At 61.7% G+C, this 15096-nt stretch carries 12 protein-coding genes; 7 read left to right on the top strand and 5 right to left on the bottom strand.

Going from position 1 to position 15096, the window contains the following annotated elements:
- Positions 1–97: 97 nt before the first annotated feature.
- The 4 genes from ACYF6X_RS03965 to ACYF6X_RS03950 all read left to right on the top strand — a co-directional run bounded on the left by ACYF6X_RS03965 (position 98) and on the right by ACYF6X_RS03950 (position 5843).
- Complete coding sequence (locus tag ACYF6X_RS03965) at positions 98–1609, top strand: sugar ABC transporter ATP-binding protein (protein WP_130018592.1); 1512 nt, start codon at positions 98–100, stop codon at positions 1607–1609.
- The gene (locus tag ACYF6X_RS03960; protein ID WP_107226532.1) at positions 1606–2601 is read left to right on the top strand and encodes an ABC transporter permease; all 996 of its coding nucleotides are present in this window, start codon (positions 1606–1608) and stop codon (positions 2599–2601) included. The genes ACYF6X_RS03965 and ACYF6X_RS03960 overlap by 4 nt, the downstream gene beginning before the upstream one ends.
- Before the next feature lie 244 nt (positions 2602–2845).
- Complete coding sequence (locus tag ACYF6X_RS03955) at positions 2846–4834, top strand: ligand-gated channel protein (RefSeq protein WP_130018593.1); 1989 nt, start codon at positions 2846–2848, stop codon at positions 4832–4834.
- Positions 4835–4889: 55 nt separating this feature from the next.
- The gene (locus ACYF6X_RS03950; protein ID WP_130018594.1) at positions 4890–5843 is read left to right on the top strand and encodes a siderophore ABC transporter substrate-binding protein; all 954 of its coding nucleotides are present in this window, start codon (positions 4890–4892) and stop codon (positions 5841–5843) included.
- Positions 5844–6653: 810 nt separating this feature from the next.
- Here the strand turns inward: ACYF6X_RS03950 and ACYF6X_RS03945 are convergent.
- Together ACYF6X_RS03945 and ACYF6X_RS03940 are read right to left on the bottom strand one after the other, a co-directional pair.
- Entirely contained in the window at positions 6654–7442 is a 789-nt protein-coding gene (locus tag ACYF6X_RS03945) for an ABC transporter ATP-binding protein (protein WP_033647994.1), read from the bottom strand.
- Complete coding sequence (locus tag ACYF6X_RS03940; protein ID WP_031300718.1) at positions 7439–8521, bottom strand: FecCD family ABC transporter permease; 1083 nt, start codon at positions 8519–8521, stop codon at positions 7439–7441. Before ACYF6X_RS03940 ends, ACYF6X_RS03945 begins: the two co-directional genes overlap by 4 nt.
- 364 nt (positions 8522–8885) lie before the next feature.
- On the opposite strand from ACYF6X_RS03940, the gene ACYF6X_RS03935 reads away from it, so the two are divergent.
- A complete protein-coding gene (locus tag ACYF6X_RS03935) occupies positions 8886–9986 on the top strand; it encodes a GGDEF domain-containing protein (protein ID WP_130018596.1) in 1101 nt (366 codons plus the stop codon).
- A gap of 45 nt (positions 9987–10031) precedes the next feature.
- Here the strand turns inward: ACYF6X_RS03935 and ACYF6X_RS03930 are convergent, their stop codons facing one another.
- From ACYF6X_RS03930 to ACYF6X_RS03920, 3 genes are all read right to left on the bottom strand, one after another.
- Complete coding sequence (locus tag ACYF6X_RS03930) at positions 10032–11510, bottom strand: amino acid permease (protein WP_460925140.1); 1479 nt, start codon at positions 11508–11510, stop codon at positions 10032–10034.
- A 217-nt stretch (positions 11511–11727) separates the two neighbouring features.
- Entirely contained in the window at positions 11728–12594 is an 867-nt protein-coding gene (yieE, locus tag ACYF6X_RS03925; protein WP_107226535.1) for a DNA-binding transcriptional regulator YeiE, read from the bottom strand.
- 97 nt (positions 12595–12691) lie between these two features.
- Positions 12692–12889 (bottom strand): hypothetical protein, encoded by a 198-nt coding sequence (locus ACYF6X_RS03920; protein WP_063989305.1) that lies wholly within the window; start codon positions 12887–12889, stop codon positions 12692–12694.
- A 193-nt stretch (positions 12890–13082) separates the two neighbouring features.
- On the opposite strand from ACYF6X_RS03920, the gene ACYF6X_RS03915 reads away from it, so the two are divergent.
- Positions 13083–14156, top strand: a complete 1074-nt coding sequence (locus ACYF6X_RS03915) for a YeiH family putative sulfate export transporter (protein ID WP_063989306.1) — start codon at positions 13083–13085, stop codon at positions 14154–14156.
- A 90-nt stretch (positions 14157–14246) separates the two neighbouring features.
- Positions 14247–15086: a deoxyribonuclease IV gene (nfo, locus tag ACYF6X_RS03910; protein WP_016926988.1), complete on the top strand. Its 840-nt coding sequence runs from the start codon at positions 14247–14249 to the stop codon at positions 15084–15086.
- The last annotated feature ends 10 nt before the right edge of the window (positions 15087–15096 follow it).

Raw genomic sequence — 15096 nt, 5'->3', positions numbered from 1 at the left:
CATCACCGTTATGCCATTTTGTTGGTTGCCAACGGCGCAATCTGTGTTACAACAGAGCAAAACAGCCATCTAAACATCTAAACGGCCTTATTACGCAATGTCAACCGCAACGCCTTCACGCCTCGAGATGCGCAATATCTCGATCGCCTTCGCCGGCTTCAACGCGCTGCAGGACGTGGACTTCACGCTGCAGGGCGGCTCAATCCACGCGCTGGTCGGCGCCAACGGCGCGGGCAAATCGACGCTGATGGCGATCCTCTCCGGCGCCCACGATCATTATCGCGGCGAGATCCTGATAGACGGCCAGGCGGTGGCGATTCACTCCCCGCTGCAGGCACGCCGTCACGGTATTCACGTGGTGCAGCAGGAGGTCGACGTCGCGCTGATCCCCACGCTGTCGGTGGCGGAGAATATCATGCTGGACTGGCTGAACGAGCCGGGCCACTGGCTGAACTGGGCGGAGCTGCACCGCCGCGCTGCGCAGTTGCTGCAGCAATGGGCGCTGCCGCTCAACCCGCGCAGGCGGCTGGCAGACTGCACGCTGGCGGAAAAACAGCAGGTGCTGCTGGCGCGCGCGCTGTCGCACCGCTGCCGTTTTCTGGTGCTCGACGAACCGACCGCGCCGCTCGATCGCGCCGAGAGCGAGCGCCTGTTTAACGTGGTGCGCCGCCTGCAATCCGAAGGCATCGGCATCGTGTTCATTTCCCACCGCATCCACGAACTGAGCGACATTTGCGATCGGCTGACGGTGCTGCGCGACGGCCGACGCGTCAGCGAGGACGCCATGCGCGGGCTGAGCGGCGAACAGATCGTCGAAAAGATGCTCGGCCATCGGCTGGACGACATTTTCCCGCCGCCGCGCCCGCCGCACGCCGAGCGAACGCTGCTGCAGGTGCAAGGCTTGCGCGATCGCCACAAGCTGCGCGACGTTTCGCTGCGGTTGCATGAGGGCGAGATCCTCGGCATCGCCGGGCTGGCCGGGGCCGGCAAAACCGAGCTGTGCAAGGCATTGTTCGGCGCCAGCGCCGTGCAGCTCGAGCGCGGCGAACTGCGCGGGCAGCCCTGGGCGCCGCGCGCGCCGCATCTCTCGGTCGAACAGGGGCTGGCGCTGGTACCGGAGGAACGCCGCAAAGAAGGCATTTTCATCGATGAGGCGATCCCGATGAACCTGAGCGTCAGCGCCGACGACAGCTTTTCGCGCTGGAGCCTGTTCAGCCGGCGGCAAGAGCTGCGCTGGGCGCGCGAGATCATGCAGCGCCTGAACATTCGCGCCTCGGGCCCGCAACAGCGGCTGGCGCGCCTGTCCGGCGGCAATCAACAAAAAGTGGCGATCGGCAAATGGCTGCGCGGCGACGCCGAGGTGCTGATCTTCGATGAACCGACCAAGGGCGTGGACATCAAGGCCAAGCAGGAGCTGTTTGGCCTGATCGACGGCCTGGCGCGCGCCGGCAAAGGCGTGATTTACGCCTCCGGCGAGTTCGCCGAGCTGATTGGCCTGTGCGATCGCATCTGCGTGCTGTGGGACGGCCGCATCGTGGCGGAGTTGAACGCCGCCGACATCGACGAAGTAACCTTATTGCTCTATTCCACCGGAGGAACCCCTGCGTGAGTAAAGAATTAGCCCTGCGGCCTGCGCTGCCCTGGCGTCAACAGCTGTTCGATTTCCTCTACAAATGGGGTATGCTGCTGACCGTCGCGGCGCTGATCGCCCTGTTCGGCCTGGCGTCGGACAACTTCCTCGATGCCAACAACATCATCAATATCCTGCGTTCGATCGCCATCGTGACGGTGATCGCTATCGGCGTCTCTGTCTCGCTGTCGGTCGGCGGTTTCGATCTGTCGGTCGGCTCGACCGCCTCGCTGGCCAACGCGCTGGTGATTTCGCTGTTCGTCTGGCACGGTTTCGACACCACCGGCGCCATCGTGGTGACGCTGCTGCTGTGCACGCTGGTCGGTCTGTTCAACGCCCTGCTGATCGTGGTGCTAAAAATCCCCGATATGCTGGCGACGCTGGCCAGCCTGTTCGTGATCCAGGGCGTGGCGATGACCTACAGCTACGGCGGTTCCATCACCCAAAACATGGTGCTGCCGAATGGCGACATGGCGGAAGGCCTGATCCCGGAAGTGTTTTCCGCCCTCGGCCAGGTGCCGGTGATCGTGCTGATCATGCTGGCGGTCACCGTGGCGGTGCAGCTGTTCCTGTCGTTGACCAAGCATGGCCGCCGCATGTATGCCATCGGCGGCAACCCTGAAGCGGCGCGCCTGTCGGGCATCCGCACCGTACGTTACAGGGTTGCCGCTTACGTCATTTCTTCTTGGCTGGCAGCGCTTGGCGGCATTTTGCTGGCGTCACGTATCGGCTCTTCGCAGGTCAACGCCGGCGGCGGCTATCTGATGGATGCGGTGGCGGCGGCCTATATCGGCTTCTCGCTGGCCGGGGCCGGTAAACCCAATGCGCTCGGCACCCTGATCGGCGCGGTGATCCTCGGCGTGCTGCAAAACGGCCTGGTGATGCTGTCGGTGCCCTACTACGCCATGGACATTATCAAAGGTCTGGTGCTGGCGCTGGCGCTGGCCATCACCTACATCCAGAAACGCTGATTCTCCCCGGCGCACGCTCGCTGCGCCGCTTTTCCCTTTAATTCATCCGGTTACCCTTTCACGTCAGTAAAACCAGCATACAAATGATATGAATTATCATTAGCGTTTACATTCAGTAAAAAATCCTTACAATACCCTCACGCAACGCTGACGAAGCGAAGTATTTCTCAGCGAACGATGAATAATTTCATTAGAAATTCAATTGGTTAATTACTTTCACTTCAATCCAGGAAAGGTTTACCTCATGGAAACGCCACGTTACAGCAAGCTCGCCGTTCTGGTGATCGCCTCACTCAGCGCCACCGCCGCGCTGGCCGCGCCGCAGGACGACACCCAGGACACCATGGTCGTCACCGCCTCCGGTTTCCAGCAAAAAATTCAGGACTCCGCCGCTTCCATCTCGGTGATACCGCGCCAGCAGATCGAAGACAAGGCCTATCGCGACGTGACCGACGCACTGAAAGACGTGCCGGGCGTGGTGGTCACCGGCGGCGCCAGCAGCAGTGACATCAGCATCCGCGGCATGTCTTCCAAATACACGCTGATCCTGGTGGACGGCAAGCGCGTCGACACCCGCGGTACCCGTCCGAACAGCGACAACGCCGGCATCGAACAGGGCTGGTTGCCGCCGATGGAAGCCATCGAGCGCATCGAAGTGGTGCGCGGGCCGATGTCTTCGCTGTACGGTTCCGACGCCATGGGCGGCGTGATCAACGTCATCACCCGCAAGACTTCCCGCACCGAGTGGAAAGGCTCGCTGCACGGCGACGCCACCCTTCAGGAAAACCGCGATTCCGGCGATCTGTTCCAGACCAACGCCTACGCCTCCGGCCCGCTGATTGAAGGCCTGCTCGGCGTGCGGGTCAACGGCCTGCTGTCGCGCCGCGCGGAAGATAAAATCGTCAACGGTTACAACGAACAGCGCATGCGCAGCGGCACCGCGGTGTTCACCCTGACGCCGGACGAGAAAAACGAATTCGACTTCGAAATCGGCCGTTCGCTGCAGGATCGCAACAGCACGCCGGGCAAATCGGTGGTGGCGGAGCGCTGCAGCAAAGGCAAATGCTCGCCGACGTCCCGCAGCGAAAGCCTGTATACGCGCACCAACTACTCGCTGACCCACAACGGCTATTATGACTTCGGCAACTCCACCAGCTACGTGCAGCGCGAAGAAACCGGTAACCCGGGCCGTAACATGAAGGCCTACAACACCATCTTCAACACCCAGAACCAGTTCGAGCTGGGTTCCCACATGCTGAACCTCGGCGGCCAATACCGCTATGAAAAACTGGGCGACGGCGGCAACCAGCTTGAATCGGCTCAAGGTCTCAGCAAGCTGACGCGCTGGAGCTGGGCATTGTTCGCTGAAGACGAATGGGCGCTGACCAACGACTTCAGCCTGACCAGCGGCATCCGCATGGATCAGGATGAAAACTTCGGCAGCCACTGGACCCCGCGCATGTACGGTGTCTGGCACCTGACCGAACAGTGGACGCTGAAAGGCGGCGTCTCCGCCGGTTACAAATCGCCGGATCTGCGCCAATCCTCCCCTAACTGGGGGCAGGTCACCGGCGGCGGCGTGCGTAAAGGCATCATCGTCGGTAACCCGGATTTGCAGCCAGAGAAGAGCCTGAGCGAAGAAATCGGCCTGATGTGGGATAGCCTGAAAGGCGTTAACGCCGGCGTGACGGTCTTCAACACCGACTTTAAAGACAAAATCACCGAAGTGCGCCGCTGCGAAGACACGCCGGATTGCACCATCGGCGGCACGTCCTACGACTTTATCAGCGATCGCGTCAACGTCGACAAAGCCAATATGCGCGGCGTAGAAGCCACCTTCGGCTGGCAGATCAACAAAGACTGGAAGTGGAACACCAACTACACCTACACCGCTTCCGAACAGAAGAGCGGCGAGTTCCAGGGCAAGGCGCTCAACCAGATGCCGAAGCACATGCTGAACACCGTGCTGGACTGGCGTGCCACGCAGGACCTCAGCCTGTGGTCGCGCGTTAACTTCCGCAGCCGCACCTCTGACTACCTGAGCCGCACCTCGATGGCCAAGAGCACGCCGTCCTACACCTTCGTCGATGCGGGCCTGAGCTACCAAGCGGCGAAAAACCTGCAGCTGACCGGCGGGGTCTACAACATCCTCGACAAGACCGTGGATTACGACCACTACAACACCACGCTGGACGGCCGCCGTTACACCGTCGGCATGACCTATAACTTCTGATGCCCCCGGGCGCGCGCTGCGCGCCCTTTTCATTCCATCTTCGTGAGGAAGCTTCATGAAATTACGCCGCTCCCCCCTGATGATCGCCCTGCTGGCCGCGATGGCGCTGGCGGGTTGCCACAGCAAAACCGATACGCCGGTAGCCGGTACCCCGGCCACCGTCAACGTCCAGCACCTGAACGGCAGCACCGAGGTGAAAAAGCACCCGCAGCGCATCGTGGTGCTGGATTACGCCTCGCTGGAAACGCTGCAGCTCCTGGGCGTCGAGCCGCTGGCGCTGCCCGGCAACCGCAAGAACTTGCCGGATAGCCTGAAGCGCTATCAGGATGACAAATACCTCAATGCCGGCACCCTGTTCGAGCCGGATATGGCCGTGCTTCGCGCCGCCAAGCCGGATCTGATCCTGATCGCCGGCCGGGCGTCCAAAGCCTATGACGAGCTGAACGCGCTGGCGCCAACGCTGAACATGTCCGTCGATCCGCAGGATCAGTTGGGCAGCCTGAAACAGCGCACGCTGCAGCTGGGCGAGCTGTTCGATAAGCAGCAGCAGGCGCAGGCGGCGATCGATAAGCTGGATGCGCAGATCGCGGCGGTCAAACCGCAGGCCGCTCAGGCCGGGCGTGGGCTGGTGGTGCTGTTCTCCGGCGGCAAGATCAGCGCTTATGCGCCCAAGAGCCGTTTCAGCTTCGTCTATGACGCTCTCGGCTTCTCGTCCGCGCTGCAGTCCGACGAAAAAGACGTACGCGGCAACAAGCTGACGCCTGAGCAGGTGGCCAAACTGAACCCGGACTGGCTGTTCGTTATCGACAGAGACGCCGCGACCGGACGGCCGAACGCGGTGGCACCGCAGAAGATCCTCACCGGCACCGCGCTGAAGAAAACCACGGCGGTGAAAAAAGGCCAGGTGGTTTACCTGCCGGCGGCCGAGGTTTACCTGTCCGGCGGCATCGTCACCGCCCAGCACGTCGTCGAACGCGTGAGCGAGGCGCTGAATCACGCAGCACGATAAAGAAAGCCCGGCGATGCCGTAATGCTGGTCAGTTAGCGTTTTTATGCAGGCTTTCGTGAAATTTTCGGTCGATAAAAGTGAGATGCCCCAGGTGGCTCACGCACCTCGACCGAGCCAGGGGCCGAAGGCGCGGCCCCTGGCAACCCGCGCCTTTGCCCTGTCAGACGGTTGGCTTTGCCAACGTTACTCAGCCCATCCCTGGGCCTCGCCCCTTCGGGGCCGCTGCAAGCAGCGTTCAAATCTGCTCCAGGCAGATTTGTCCTCTCTCCGCCATACCGCATTGAGGCCGGTTGCGACAGGCGTCCCTGCCTGTCTCACCTGAAACCGCCGTCCATGGCGGTTTCTCCTAATGCGCTATGCCTGTGTTCGGCGTCTTCGAGGGCACCCAACACCGTGCTCATCTCCAACTTCTCTACCACAACCTCATAAGCGACAGATTTCCCGGTAGCTGCCCGCACGGGTGTTGACCTTTGGCGCGCATCACCGGCTGCCGAGCAAGACAGCGTTGTCAGGGGCAACCGGCCAGGGAAGGCCGGTTGAGGCGAGACTAACAGGGATGTTTGTCGCAGCCGACCCGCCCGACAATGCAGACGCGGCGAGGGTATCCGCACAGCGGACAGTCGGTGTTAAGCGAAGGCGCGGGTGGAGGGGCCGCGCCTTCGGCCCCTCCAATTGCCGTTCATTGTGGTAACAGAGAAATTCGGGGCATTTACGGCAATTCCCCTGCACAGAACGCCCAGAGGCTGGATAAAAAAATGCCACTCGGGCTTAAGTGAGCGGCATTATGTGAAAAAGAAACTTTTTCTTGGATTAAATCGTCGGCTGGTTCACCAGACCGTCTATCAGCACCTGCGGCGTGCCCTGCGAGCAGCGTTCGATACGCCCGCGCACGCCGTAGACCCGCGCCAGGCTCTGTGGCGTAATCACCTGATCCGGCGCACCGTCGGCGATCAGATCGCCATCCTGCAGCATCAGCACGTGGTCGCCGTGACGCAGCGCGATGTTGATGTCATGCACCACCACCACCGTCACGATATTGCGCTTGCGGGTTTCGCGGCGCACCAAATCCATCACGTGGAACTGGTAGTTAAGATCGAGCGCGCTCAGCGGCTCATCCAGCAACAGCAGCGAGGGCTGACGGATCAGCGACTGCGCCAATCCCACCAACTGTTTCTGGCCGCCGGACAGCTGATCGAGATAGCTCAGCGCCAGGTGGGCGATGCCCAGTTGCTCCAGCAAGGCCATCACTTCGGCTTCGCTGCCGGCGTTGCTGCGGCCGCCCGAGGCGCGCTGCGCCACGATGATCGACTCCAGCACGTGCAGATGCACCCCGGCGGGCAGCGACTGCGGCAGGTACACCACTTTCTCCGCCCGACGGGCGAACGGCATCTGCATCAGATCGCCGTCGTCCAGCCACAGCTTGCCCTGCGCCGGGTTCAGCCCGGCCAGCGAGCGCAGCAGCGTCGATTTTCCGCTGCCGTTCGGCCCCAGCAGCACGGTGATTTGCCCGCGCGGCAGCATCGGCACCGAGAGATCGTCGATCACCTGGCGCTTCGGGTAGCCCGCCGAGAAGTGTTCTATTCGCAAGCCCTGACTCATACGTTCCCCCGGTGGCGCAGAATAATGCTCAGGAAGAACGGCACCCCGACCAGCGACGTGACGATGCCCACCGGAATGATCACCCCAGGCACCAGATTTTTCGACGCCACCGAGGCCATCGACAGCACCAGCGCGCCAATCAGCGCGCTGGCCGGCAGATAGAAACGGTGATCTTCGCCGAAGATCATGCGGGCGATGTGCGGCGCCACCAGGCCGATAAAACCGATCGGCCCGACAAAGGCCACCGCCAGCGCCGAGAGAATGCTGATGCGCAGCAGCGTGGTCAGCCGCAGACGGCGCACGTCGATGCCGAAGCTCACCGCCCGGTCTTCACCCAGACGCAGCGCGGTCAGTTTCCACGAGCTCATCATCGACAGCGGCAGCAGCACGGCGAACACCCCGAACAAAATGCCCAACTTGTCCCACGAGGCGCGCGCCAGGCTGCCCATGGTCCAGAACACCAGCCCCTGCAGCGTGTCCTCGCTGGCGATGAACTGCATCATCGATACCAGCGCGTTGAAGGTAAACACCAGCGCAATGCCGAACAGCACCACACCGGAGGTGGCGACCCGCGTCCAGCGCGTGATGCCGTCGAGCATCAGCGCGGCGAACAGCGCAAAGATAAAGGCGTTGGCGGAGATGAACCACTGATCGGGAATGCCCGGAATGCCGATGCCGAGCACGATCGCCAGCGCGGCGCCAAAGGCCGCGGCGGATGACACGCCGAGGGTGAAGGGGCTGGCCAGCGGGTTATTCAGGATGGTCTGCATTTCCGCCCCGGCCAGGCCGAGCGCAAAACCCACCACCACCGCCATCAGCGCGTAAGGCAAGCGGATGTCCCAGACGATGACCCGCGTGCCGGCATCGGCCGCGGCGGGGTCAAGCAGCGTTTGCCATAAGGACGACAGCGACAGCCCGGACGGCCCCATGGTGAAATCCAACAGCAGCGAGCCCAGGATCGCCAGTGCCAACACGCCCATCATCAACAGGCGATGGCGAAGAATATGCTGATAACGCCCCATCACGCCGGCGTTGGGTTGCCCCTTGGCGTCGGTCATGGGATCGGTGGATACGCTCATTCGTTAAGATACCTGTTACAACCATCATGACAGCGGCGCGAAGGCGTCCGCCGTAAACCGGAAAGCGCGCGGCGACAGCCTGCGCGCAGCCGTCCACAATAAAGCAAACGATAATACTTATCAATCATATCAATAGGTGAAAACAGCGTTATAGAAATGTAACAATTTGTTTTTACACGCCATTTTTCAAAGCACCACGCTTACCCCCGCCAGCGGCCATAAGGTTCATTATTCTGAAAGTTATTCCTGATCCGACCAGACTCTGACAAATAACGACAAAACCACATAGAATCCAAACCACAGCACCGCGCGTGCAAAAAAACCTTCAGGCCGCCGCAAGAGCGGCCTTATTGACGAGGCTGTAATGAGAAGTCCATCTCCGGCGGTAACGCCCAAACGCCCGGCGCTGCTGAACTGGCTGTTGCACAGCCCACTGCACGCCGACGACGAGCCGTTTCAACGCCAGCTGCGGCTCACGCTGACGCCCTCTCCTCTCACTCCCTGGCTGAATGCCGTGGGGCCGGCGGCGCTGTTGGTAGGGTACGCCTGGCTGAACCAGCGGCTGGTCGGTATCGTTCTGCTGCTGCTGTTGCTGCTGTTGACCGCCGGGCGCGCCGGGTTGGCGCAGCGGCAACAATCCACCTGGCCGAACGCCATGCTGGTGACGGTGTTGCTGTGGGCGCTGCTGGTTGGCGCCAGCGCCGCGCTGGCGATGCTCTCGGGCCGCTTCGTGCTGATCCTGTTCGCCGGTCTGACGATCACCACCCTGGCCTGCTGGCTGATGCAGCGCCATGCCGCCGCGCCGCGCTTCGCGCTGCTTGAGGTGATCGCGCTGACGCTGCCCTACCTGCTGGCGGCGCCGCTGTCGCGCGTGCAAAACCTGTTTGTCCTGGCGGACCTCGCGCCGCTGTGGCTGGTGCTGGCCCATGGCATGATCGCGCGCTACCACCGTCAGCGGGTACAGCACGTCACGCTGGCCTGGGAGAAGCAGCAGGCGTCCCACCGCGATCGCCTGACCGGCTTCCTCAACCGCGCGGGCGGCGAGGTAGTGATGCGCAGCATCTGCCGCCCCGCAGCGGCACAGACGATCTCCCATCTGTTCATTCTTGAATTCGGCCCGCTGGCGGCGCTTTACCAAAGCCACGGCGTCCAGATCGGCGATGACGTGCTGCGCACCGTCGGTGAGCGCCTCAAGACGCTGCTCCGCCCCAGTGACTACGTCTGCCGCTACACCGGCGGCCTGTTTCTGATTCTAGTGCACGATCTGCCTTACGGCGCGGAAAGCGAGTTCCTGGCGCGCATCGTGCCGCCGCTGGAGGCGCCCTACGACTTTGGCGCGTTCGGCGAGGTGAACATGCAGCTCAACGCCGGTATTTTGGCGCTGACGCAGGATTATGCGACGGTGGAAGATTTGATGAGTTCGGCGCAGCAGGCGCTGGCGGAAGCCAAAGGCGGGAAAAAGTAAACCACACGCGGCGGGAGCCCCCCGCCGCGTCTCACTCACCGAAAATTACTTCACGTCCATCTTCGGGAATTCCATTTCGCTGTACTTCACGACGCGGGTGCCGCGCGACAGCTTGTAACCGAACCAAATCAGCAGGAACAGCGGAATGCCGATGTAGGTCGCGGTCACGCCGTACCAGTCTATCTTGTCTTGCAGGAAGGCCTGATAGTTCTGGCCCAGGGTAATGATCAGACACAGCACGAAGGCGAAGATCGGCCCCAGCGGGAAGAACCCGGAACGGTACGGCAAATCGTTCAGATCGCGGCCCTGCAGCATGTAACCGCGGCGGAAACGGTAGTGGCTGATGGCGATGCCCAACCAGGCGATGAAACCGGTCATGCCCGAGGTATTCAACAGCCACAGATAAACCGACTGGTTGCCGAACATTGACGTCAGGAAGCACAGGCCGGCCACCACGCAGGTCGCATACAGCGCGTTACGCGGCACGCCGCCTTTCGACAGCTTGGCGAAAATGCGCGGCGCCTTGCCTTCCGAAGCCAGGGTGTACAACATGCGGGTCGATGCATACATGCCCGAGTTACCGGCCGACAGCACCGCCGTCAGGATCACCGCGTTCATCACCGCCGCCGCCGACAGCAGGCCGGCATGCTGGAACACCAGGGTGAACGGGCTGACGCTGATATCTTTCACGTCGTTGCGCAGCAGGCTCGGATCGGTGTATGGAATGATCAGGCTGATGATCAGAATGGCGAAGATATAGAACAGCAGGATACGCCAGAACACCTGGCGCACCGCGCGCGGGATGTTTTTACCCGGATTCTCCGATTCGCCGGCCGCGATGCCGATGAGCTCGGTGCCCTGGAACGAGAAGCCGACGATCATCGCCACGCCAATCATCGCCGAGAAGCCACCGGCGAACGGCGCGTCTCCTACCATCCAGTTCTGCCAGCCGGCGTGCTCGCCGCCCTTCAGAATACCGACGATCATCAGCACGCCGACGGCGATGAAGATAATCACGGTGCTGACCTTGATCAACGCGAACCAGTATTCTGCCTCGCCGAACCCTTTCACCGAAATGTAGTTCAGCAGGAACATAAGGCCGAGGAACAGTGCGCTCCAGATCCAGCCGGGGGTGTCCGGGAACCAGTAGTTCATCACCAACTGCGAGGCCACCAGGTCAACGGCGATGGTCACCGCCCAGTTGTACCAGTAGTTCCAGCCCAGCGCGAAGCCGAAGCCTTCTTCTACGTATTTGGCGCCGTAAGTGGAGAATGAACCGGAGACCGGCATAAAAGCCGCCAGTTCGCCCAGGCTGGTCATCAGGAAGTACACCATCAAACCGATCAGAGCGTATGACAGCAGCGCCCCACCGGGGCCTGCCTGAGAAACCGTGGCGCCCGAGGCAACGAACAGGCCGGTGCCGATGGAGCCGCCGATGGCGATCATGGTCAAATGCCGGGCTTTCAGCTCACGGCGCAATCCGGGTGCTTGCTGCCCCGATGTTTTTATATCCTGCTGAGCCATTCGTACCCTATCTGCTCTTTAAAAAATGAGGGCGGATTGTAACAAATACCCGCCGGTGAACTAGCAACATTGCACTGATATAAGATAGCTTCATAATTCAGAGGCAATTATTAGCCGCGGCCCTTATGGCCTTACTTACTCTCATTAATGTGAGCGCGCGCAGGTTTTTATGCTTTTTCCTGTCTGCGCGGCAGCAGAGGACGTGACGCGCTGTCGATTACAACGCGCAATAGCTGAGAAAACGCTGCAACGCGTTGGAAATGTGCTTTTGCCGATGGCGGATCAGGTACAGGGTGCGCCGCAGCGGCGGCAGCGGCACCGCCAGTTCCACCAGCGCGCCGCTGGCCAACTGTTCCGCCACCACCCGCCGCGACAGGCAGCTGATGCCGATACCATGCCGCACCGCGTGCTTGATCGCCTCCGAGTTGCCGAGCTCCATCACCAGTTGGAAGTGCGGCAGGTGCGCCAACAGCAGATGATCCAGCACCTCGCGGGTGCCCGAACCGCGCTCACGCAGGATCCACGGCGCATTGGCCAGCGCCTCCAGCGTTGGCGGCTCGCGGGTCAGCGGGTTGTCCGGCGCGGCGAACACCACCAGCTCGTCCTCCAGCCACGGCTGAGTCACCAGCTCCGGCATATGGCAAGGCCCTTCGATCAGCCCCAGATCGACGCGAAAATCCGCCACCGCCACGATCACGTCCTGGCTGTTGCCGACGTTCAGCTCCAGCGGCGTAGCCGGAAAATCCCGGCGGTAACGGGCGATCATCTCCGGCAGCATGTAGTTGCCGATGGTACTGCTGGCGGCGATGCGCAGCGCCCCGCCGTCATGACGAAACAGCTGCTCGATCTCCCCCGCCTGCTCCAGCAGCGCCAGCGCCTTGGGATACAGCAACCGGCCGTGCTCGTTGATCACCAGCCGTTTGCCGACGCGATCGAACAGCTGCACGCCCAGCTGCCCTTCCAGATCCGCCAGCGCCGCACTGACCGCCGACTGCGACAGCGCCAGTACCACCGAGGCCTGAGTGGTCGAACCGCTTTTCAGCACTTCGGTGAAGACTTCCAGTTGACGCAACGTGATATGCATAGCTGTCCCGGTATTGAAAGACGGTTCTGCCAGAGAACCGCAACATATGTGGTGGGTAGCCCGGCGAGGCTACCTCGTTTACGGCCAATTCAGCGCGCTACTTGCCCAAGGCGATCAGCTGCGCCGCCTCAGCCAGCGCCGCCTCACGCGGCGTGCCGGTTTCGTCCCGCTGTATTAATTGCAGCATCGCGACCAGGTGGTCGCGATCGACCACCTTGTTTTCTTCAATCAAACGCCGCACCGCGCGCCCCACTTCCTGGTCTATCTGCTCTCTGCGTTGATCGTCGGTATCCATCGCCTGCTCCTGTTCAGTTGGAAAGTTGACGGCGGCTCGCCGCTCCTCCTCACCCTAGCCGCAATGCGGCTGTATGCCAATGCCTGACTCAATACCACTTATTCAGATAGGTTATAAATATATAATCAATTTCTCTTTTATTCAGCCCAAACGTACTCTTAGCAGCAAGAAACAGACTGAAGGACTGACTTTTATGGCGACTGATACCACTCACACTTATCCCGAGCGACGCTTTCCGCTGTTCGGCCTGCCGCGGCTGGTGCCGGGGCTGGCGCTGACCGGCGCGCTCACCGCGCTGGCCGTCTGGGCCGGCGATATTCCCTGGGTGGCGGAGCTGGGCCTGGGGGCGCTGACGCTGGCGATCCTGTTCGGCATTCTGGTGGGCAACACGCTGTATCCCCGCTGGCAAACCGTTTGTCACGGCGGCGTACAGCTGGCCAAACAACGCCTGCTGCGTCTGGGCATTATCCTTTACGGCTTCCGCCTGACCTTTCAGCAGATCGCCGACGTGGGTGCCAGCGGCATCATTATCGATGCGCTGACCCTGACCACCACCTTCCTGCTGGCCTGTTGGCTCGGCAAGAAGGTGTTCGGCATCGACAGCCAGACCGCGATGCTGATCGGCGCCGGCAGCAGCATTTGCGGCGCGGCGGCGGTGATGGCCACCGAGCCGGTGCTGAAGGCCGACTCCAGCAAAGTGGCGGTGGCGGTCTCGACCGTGGTGGTGTTCGGCACCCTGGCAATCTTCGCCTACCCGTGGCTGTACCAGTTGAATGAACACTTCCAATGGCTGCCGTTCAGCCAGGAAACTTTCGGCATCTACGCCGGCTCCACCATCCACGAAGTGGCTCAGGTGGTCGCTGCCGGGCATGCCATCGGGCCGGACGCCGAAAATGCGGCGGTGATCGCCAAGATGATCCGCGTGATGATGCTGGCGCCGTTCCTGCTGCTGCTGTCGGGCTACATCAGCCGCGGCAGCGCAGGCAAGGCGGAAAAATCCGCGATTACCATTCCGTGGTTTGCCGTGCTGTTTATCGCCGTCGCCGGGCTGAACTCCTTCAACCTGCTGCCGGCCACGCTGGTGCGCCACCTGATCACCGCCGACACCTGGATGCTGGCGATGGCGATGGCGGCATTGGGGTTGACCACCCACATCAGCGCCGTGCGCCAGGCCGGGGTGAAACCGATTCTGCTGGCCACGCTGCTGTTCGTCTGGCTACTGGTCGGCGGCGGCGCGATCAACCAGCTGGTGCAACACTGGCTCTAATCATTCCCTTCTGCGGCCCGCTTCGGCGGGCCGCATTTATTCCGCCCGCCATCAATGCCATAATGTCACCGATAACACAGGAGAATGAAGATGAAGTTTGTCGGTGCACATGTCAGCGCGTCAGGCGGCGTGGATCAGGCGGTGATCCGCGCGCACGAATTGGAGGCGACCGCGTTCGCCCTGTTCACCAAAAATCAGCGTCAATGGAAGGCCGCGCCGCTGGCTGCCGACGTGATCGATAAGTTCAAGAGCGCCTGCGCCCAGTACGGCTTCGGGCCGGGGCAGATCCTGCCGCACGACAGCTACCTGATCAACCTGGGCCACCCGGTGGCCGAGGCGTTGGAAAAATCGCGCGAGGCGTTCATCGACGAGCTGCAGCGCTGCGAACAGCTGGGGCTGACGCTGTTGAACTTCCACCCCGGCAGCCACCTGCTGCAAATCGATGAAGACAAGTGCCTGGCGCGCATCGCCGAATCGATCAACATCGCGCTGGATAAAACCGCCGGTGTGACGGCGGTGATCGAAAACACCGCCGGCCAGGGCAGCAACCTGGGCTTCAAGTTCGAGCACCTGGCGGCGATCATCGACGGCGTGGAAGACAAAAGCCGCGTCGGCGTTTGCATCGACACCTGCCACGCCTTTGCCGCCGGATACGATCTGCGTACCGAAGAAGAGTGCGAGCGCACTTTTAAGCAGCTTGGCGACATCGTCGGTTTCAACTACCTGCGCGGCATGCACCTGAACGATGCCAAGAGCGAGTTCAACAGCCGCGTCGACCGTCACCACAGCCTGGGGGAAGGCAACATCGGCAAAACGGTGTTCAGCTACATCATGCGCGATCCGCGTTTCGACAATATCCCGCTGATTCTGGAGACGGTAAACCCGGATATCTGGGCAGAAGAGATCGCCTGGCTGAAGGCGCAGCAGTAACCCTCCCCTG

This window comes from Serratia sp. ID 25-353 (assembly GCF_054792795.1).
The sequence above is the reverse complement of the archived record's forward strand: the minus strand, read 5'-3'. Positions and strand labels throughout refer to the sequence as shown.

Excerpts from the sequence above, each read along its gene's own strand:
- ACYF6X_RS03965 (WP_130018592.1), top strand. The coding sequence starts at position 98 with ATGTCAACCGCAACGCCTTCACGCCTCGAGATGCGCAATATCTCGATC.
- ACYF6X_RS03955 (WP_130018593.1), top strand. The coding sequence starts at position 2,846 with ATGGAAACGCCACGTTACAGCAAGCTCGCCGTTCTGGTGATCGCCTCA.
- ACYF6X_RS03950 (WP_130018594.1), top strand. The coding sequence starts at position 4,890 with ATGAAATTACGCCGCTCCCCCCTGATGATCGCCCTGCTGGCCGCGATG.
- ACYF6X_RS03945 (WP_033647994.1), bottom strand. The coding sequence starts at position 7,442 with ATGAGTCAGGGCTTGCGAATAGAACACTTCTCGGCGGGCTACCCGAAG.
- ACYF6X_RS03940 (WP_031300718.1), bottom strand. The coding sequence starts at position 8,521 with ATGAGCGTATCCACCGATCCCATGACCGACGCCAAGGGGCAACCCAAC.
- ACYF6X_RS03935 (WP_130018596.1), top strand. The coding sequence starts at position 8,886 with ATGAGAAGTCCATCTCCGGCGGTAACGCCCAAACGCCCGGCGCTGCTG.
- ACYF6X_RS03930 (WP_460925140.1), bottom strand. The coding sequence starts at position 11,510 with ATGGCTCAGCAGGATATAAAAACATCGGGGCAGCAAGCACCCGGATTG.
- yieE (WP_107226535.1), bottom strand. The coding sequence starts at position 12,594 with ATGCATATCACGTTGCGTCAACTGGAAGTCTTCACCGAAGTGCTGAAA.
- ACYF6X_RS03920 (WP_063989305.1), bottom strand. The coding sequence starts at position 12,889 with ATGGATACCGACGATCAACGCAGAGAGCAGATAGACCAGGAAGTGGGG.
- ACYF6X_RS03915 (WP_063989306.1), top strand. The coding sequence starts at position 13,083 with ATGGCGACTGATACCACTCACACTTATCCCGAGCGACGCTTTCCGCTG.
- nfo (WP_016926988.1), top strand. The coding sequence starts at position 14,247 with ATGAAGTTTGTCGGTGCACATGTCAGCGCGTCAGGCGGCGTGGATCAG.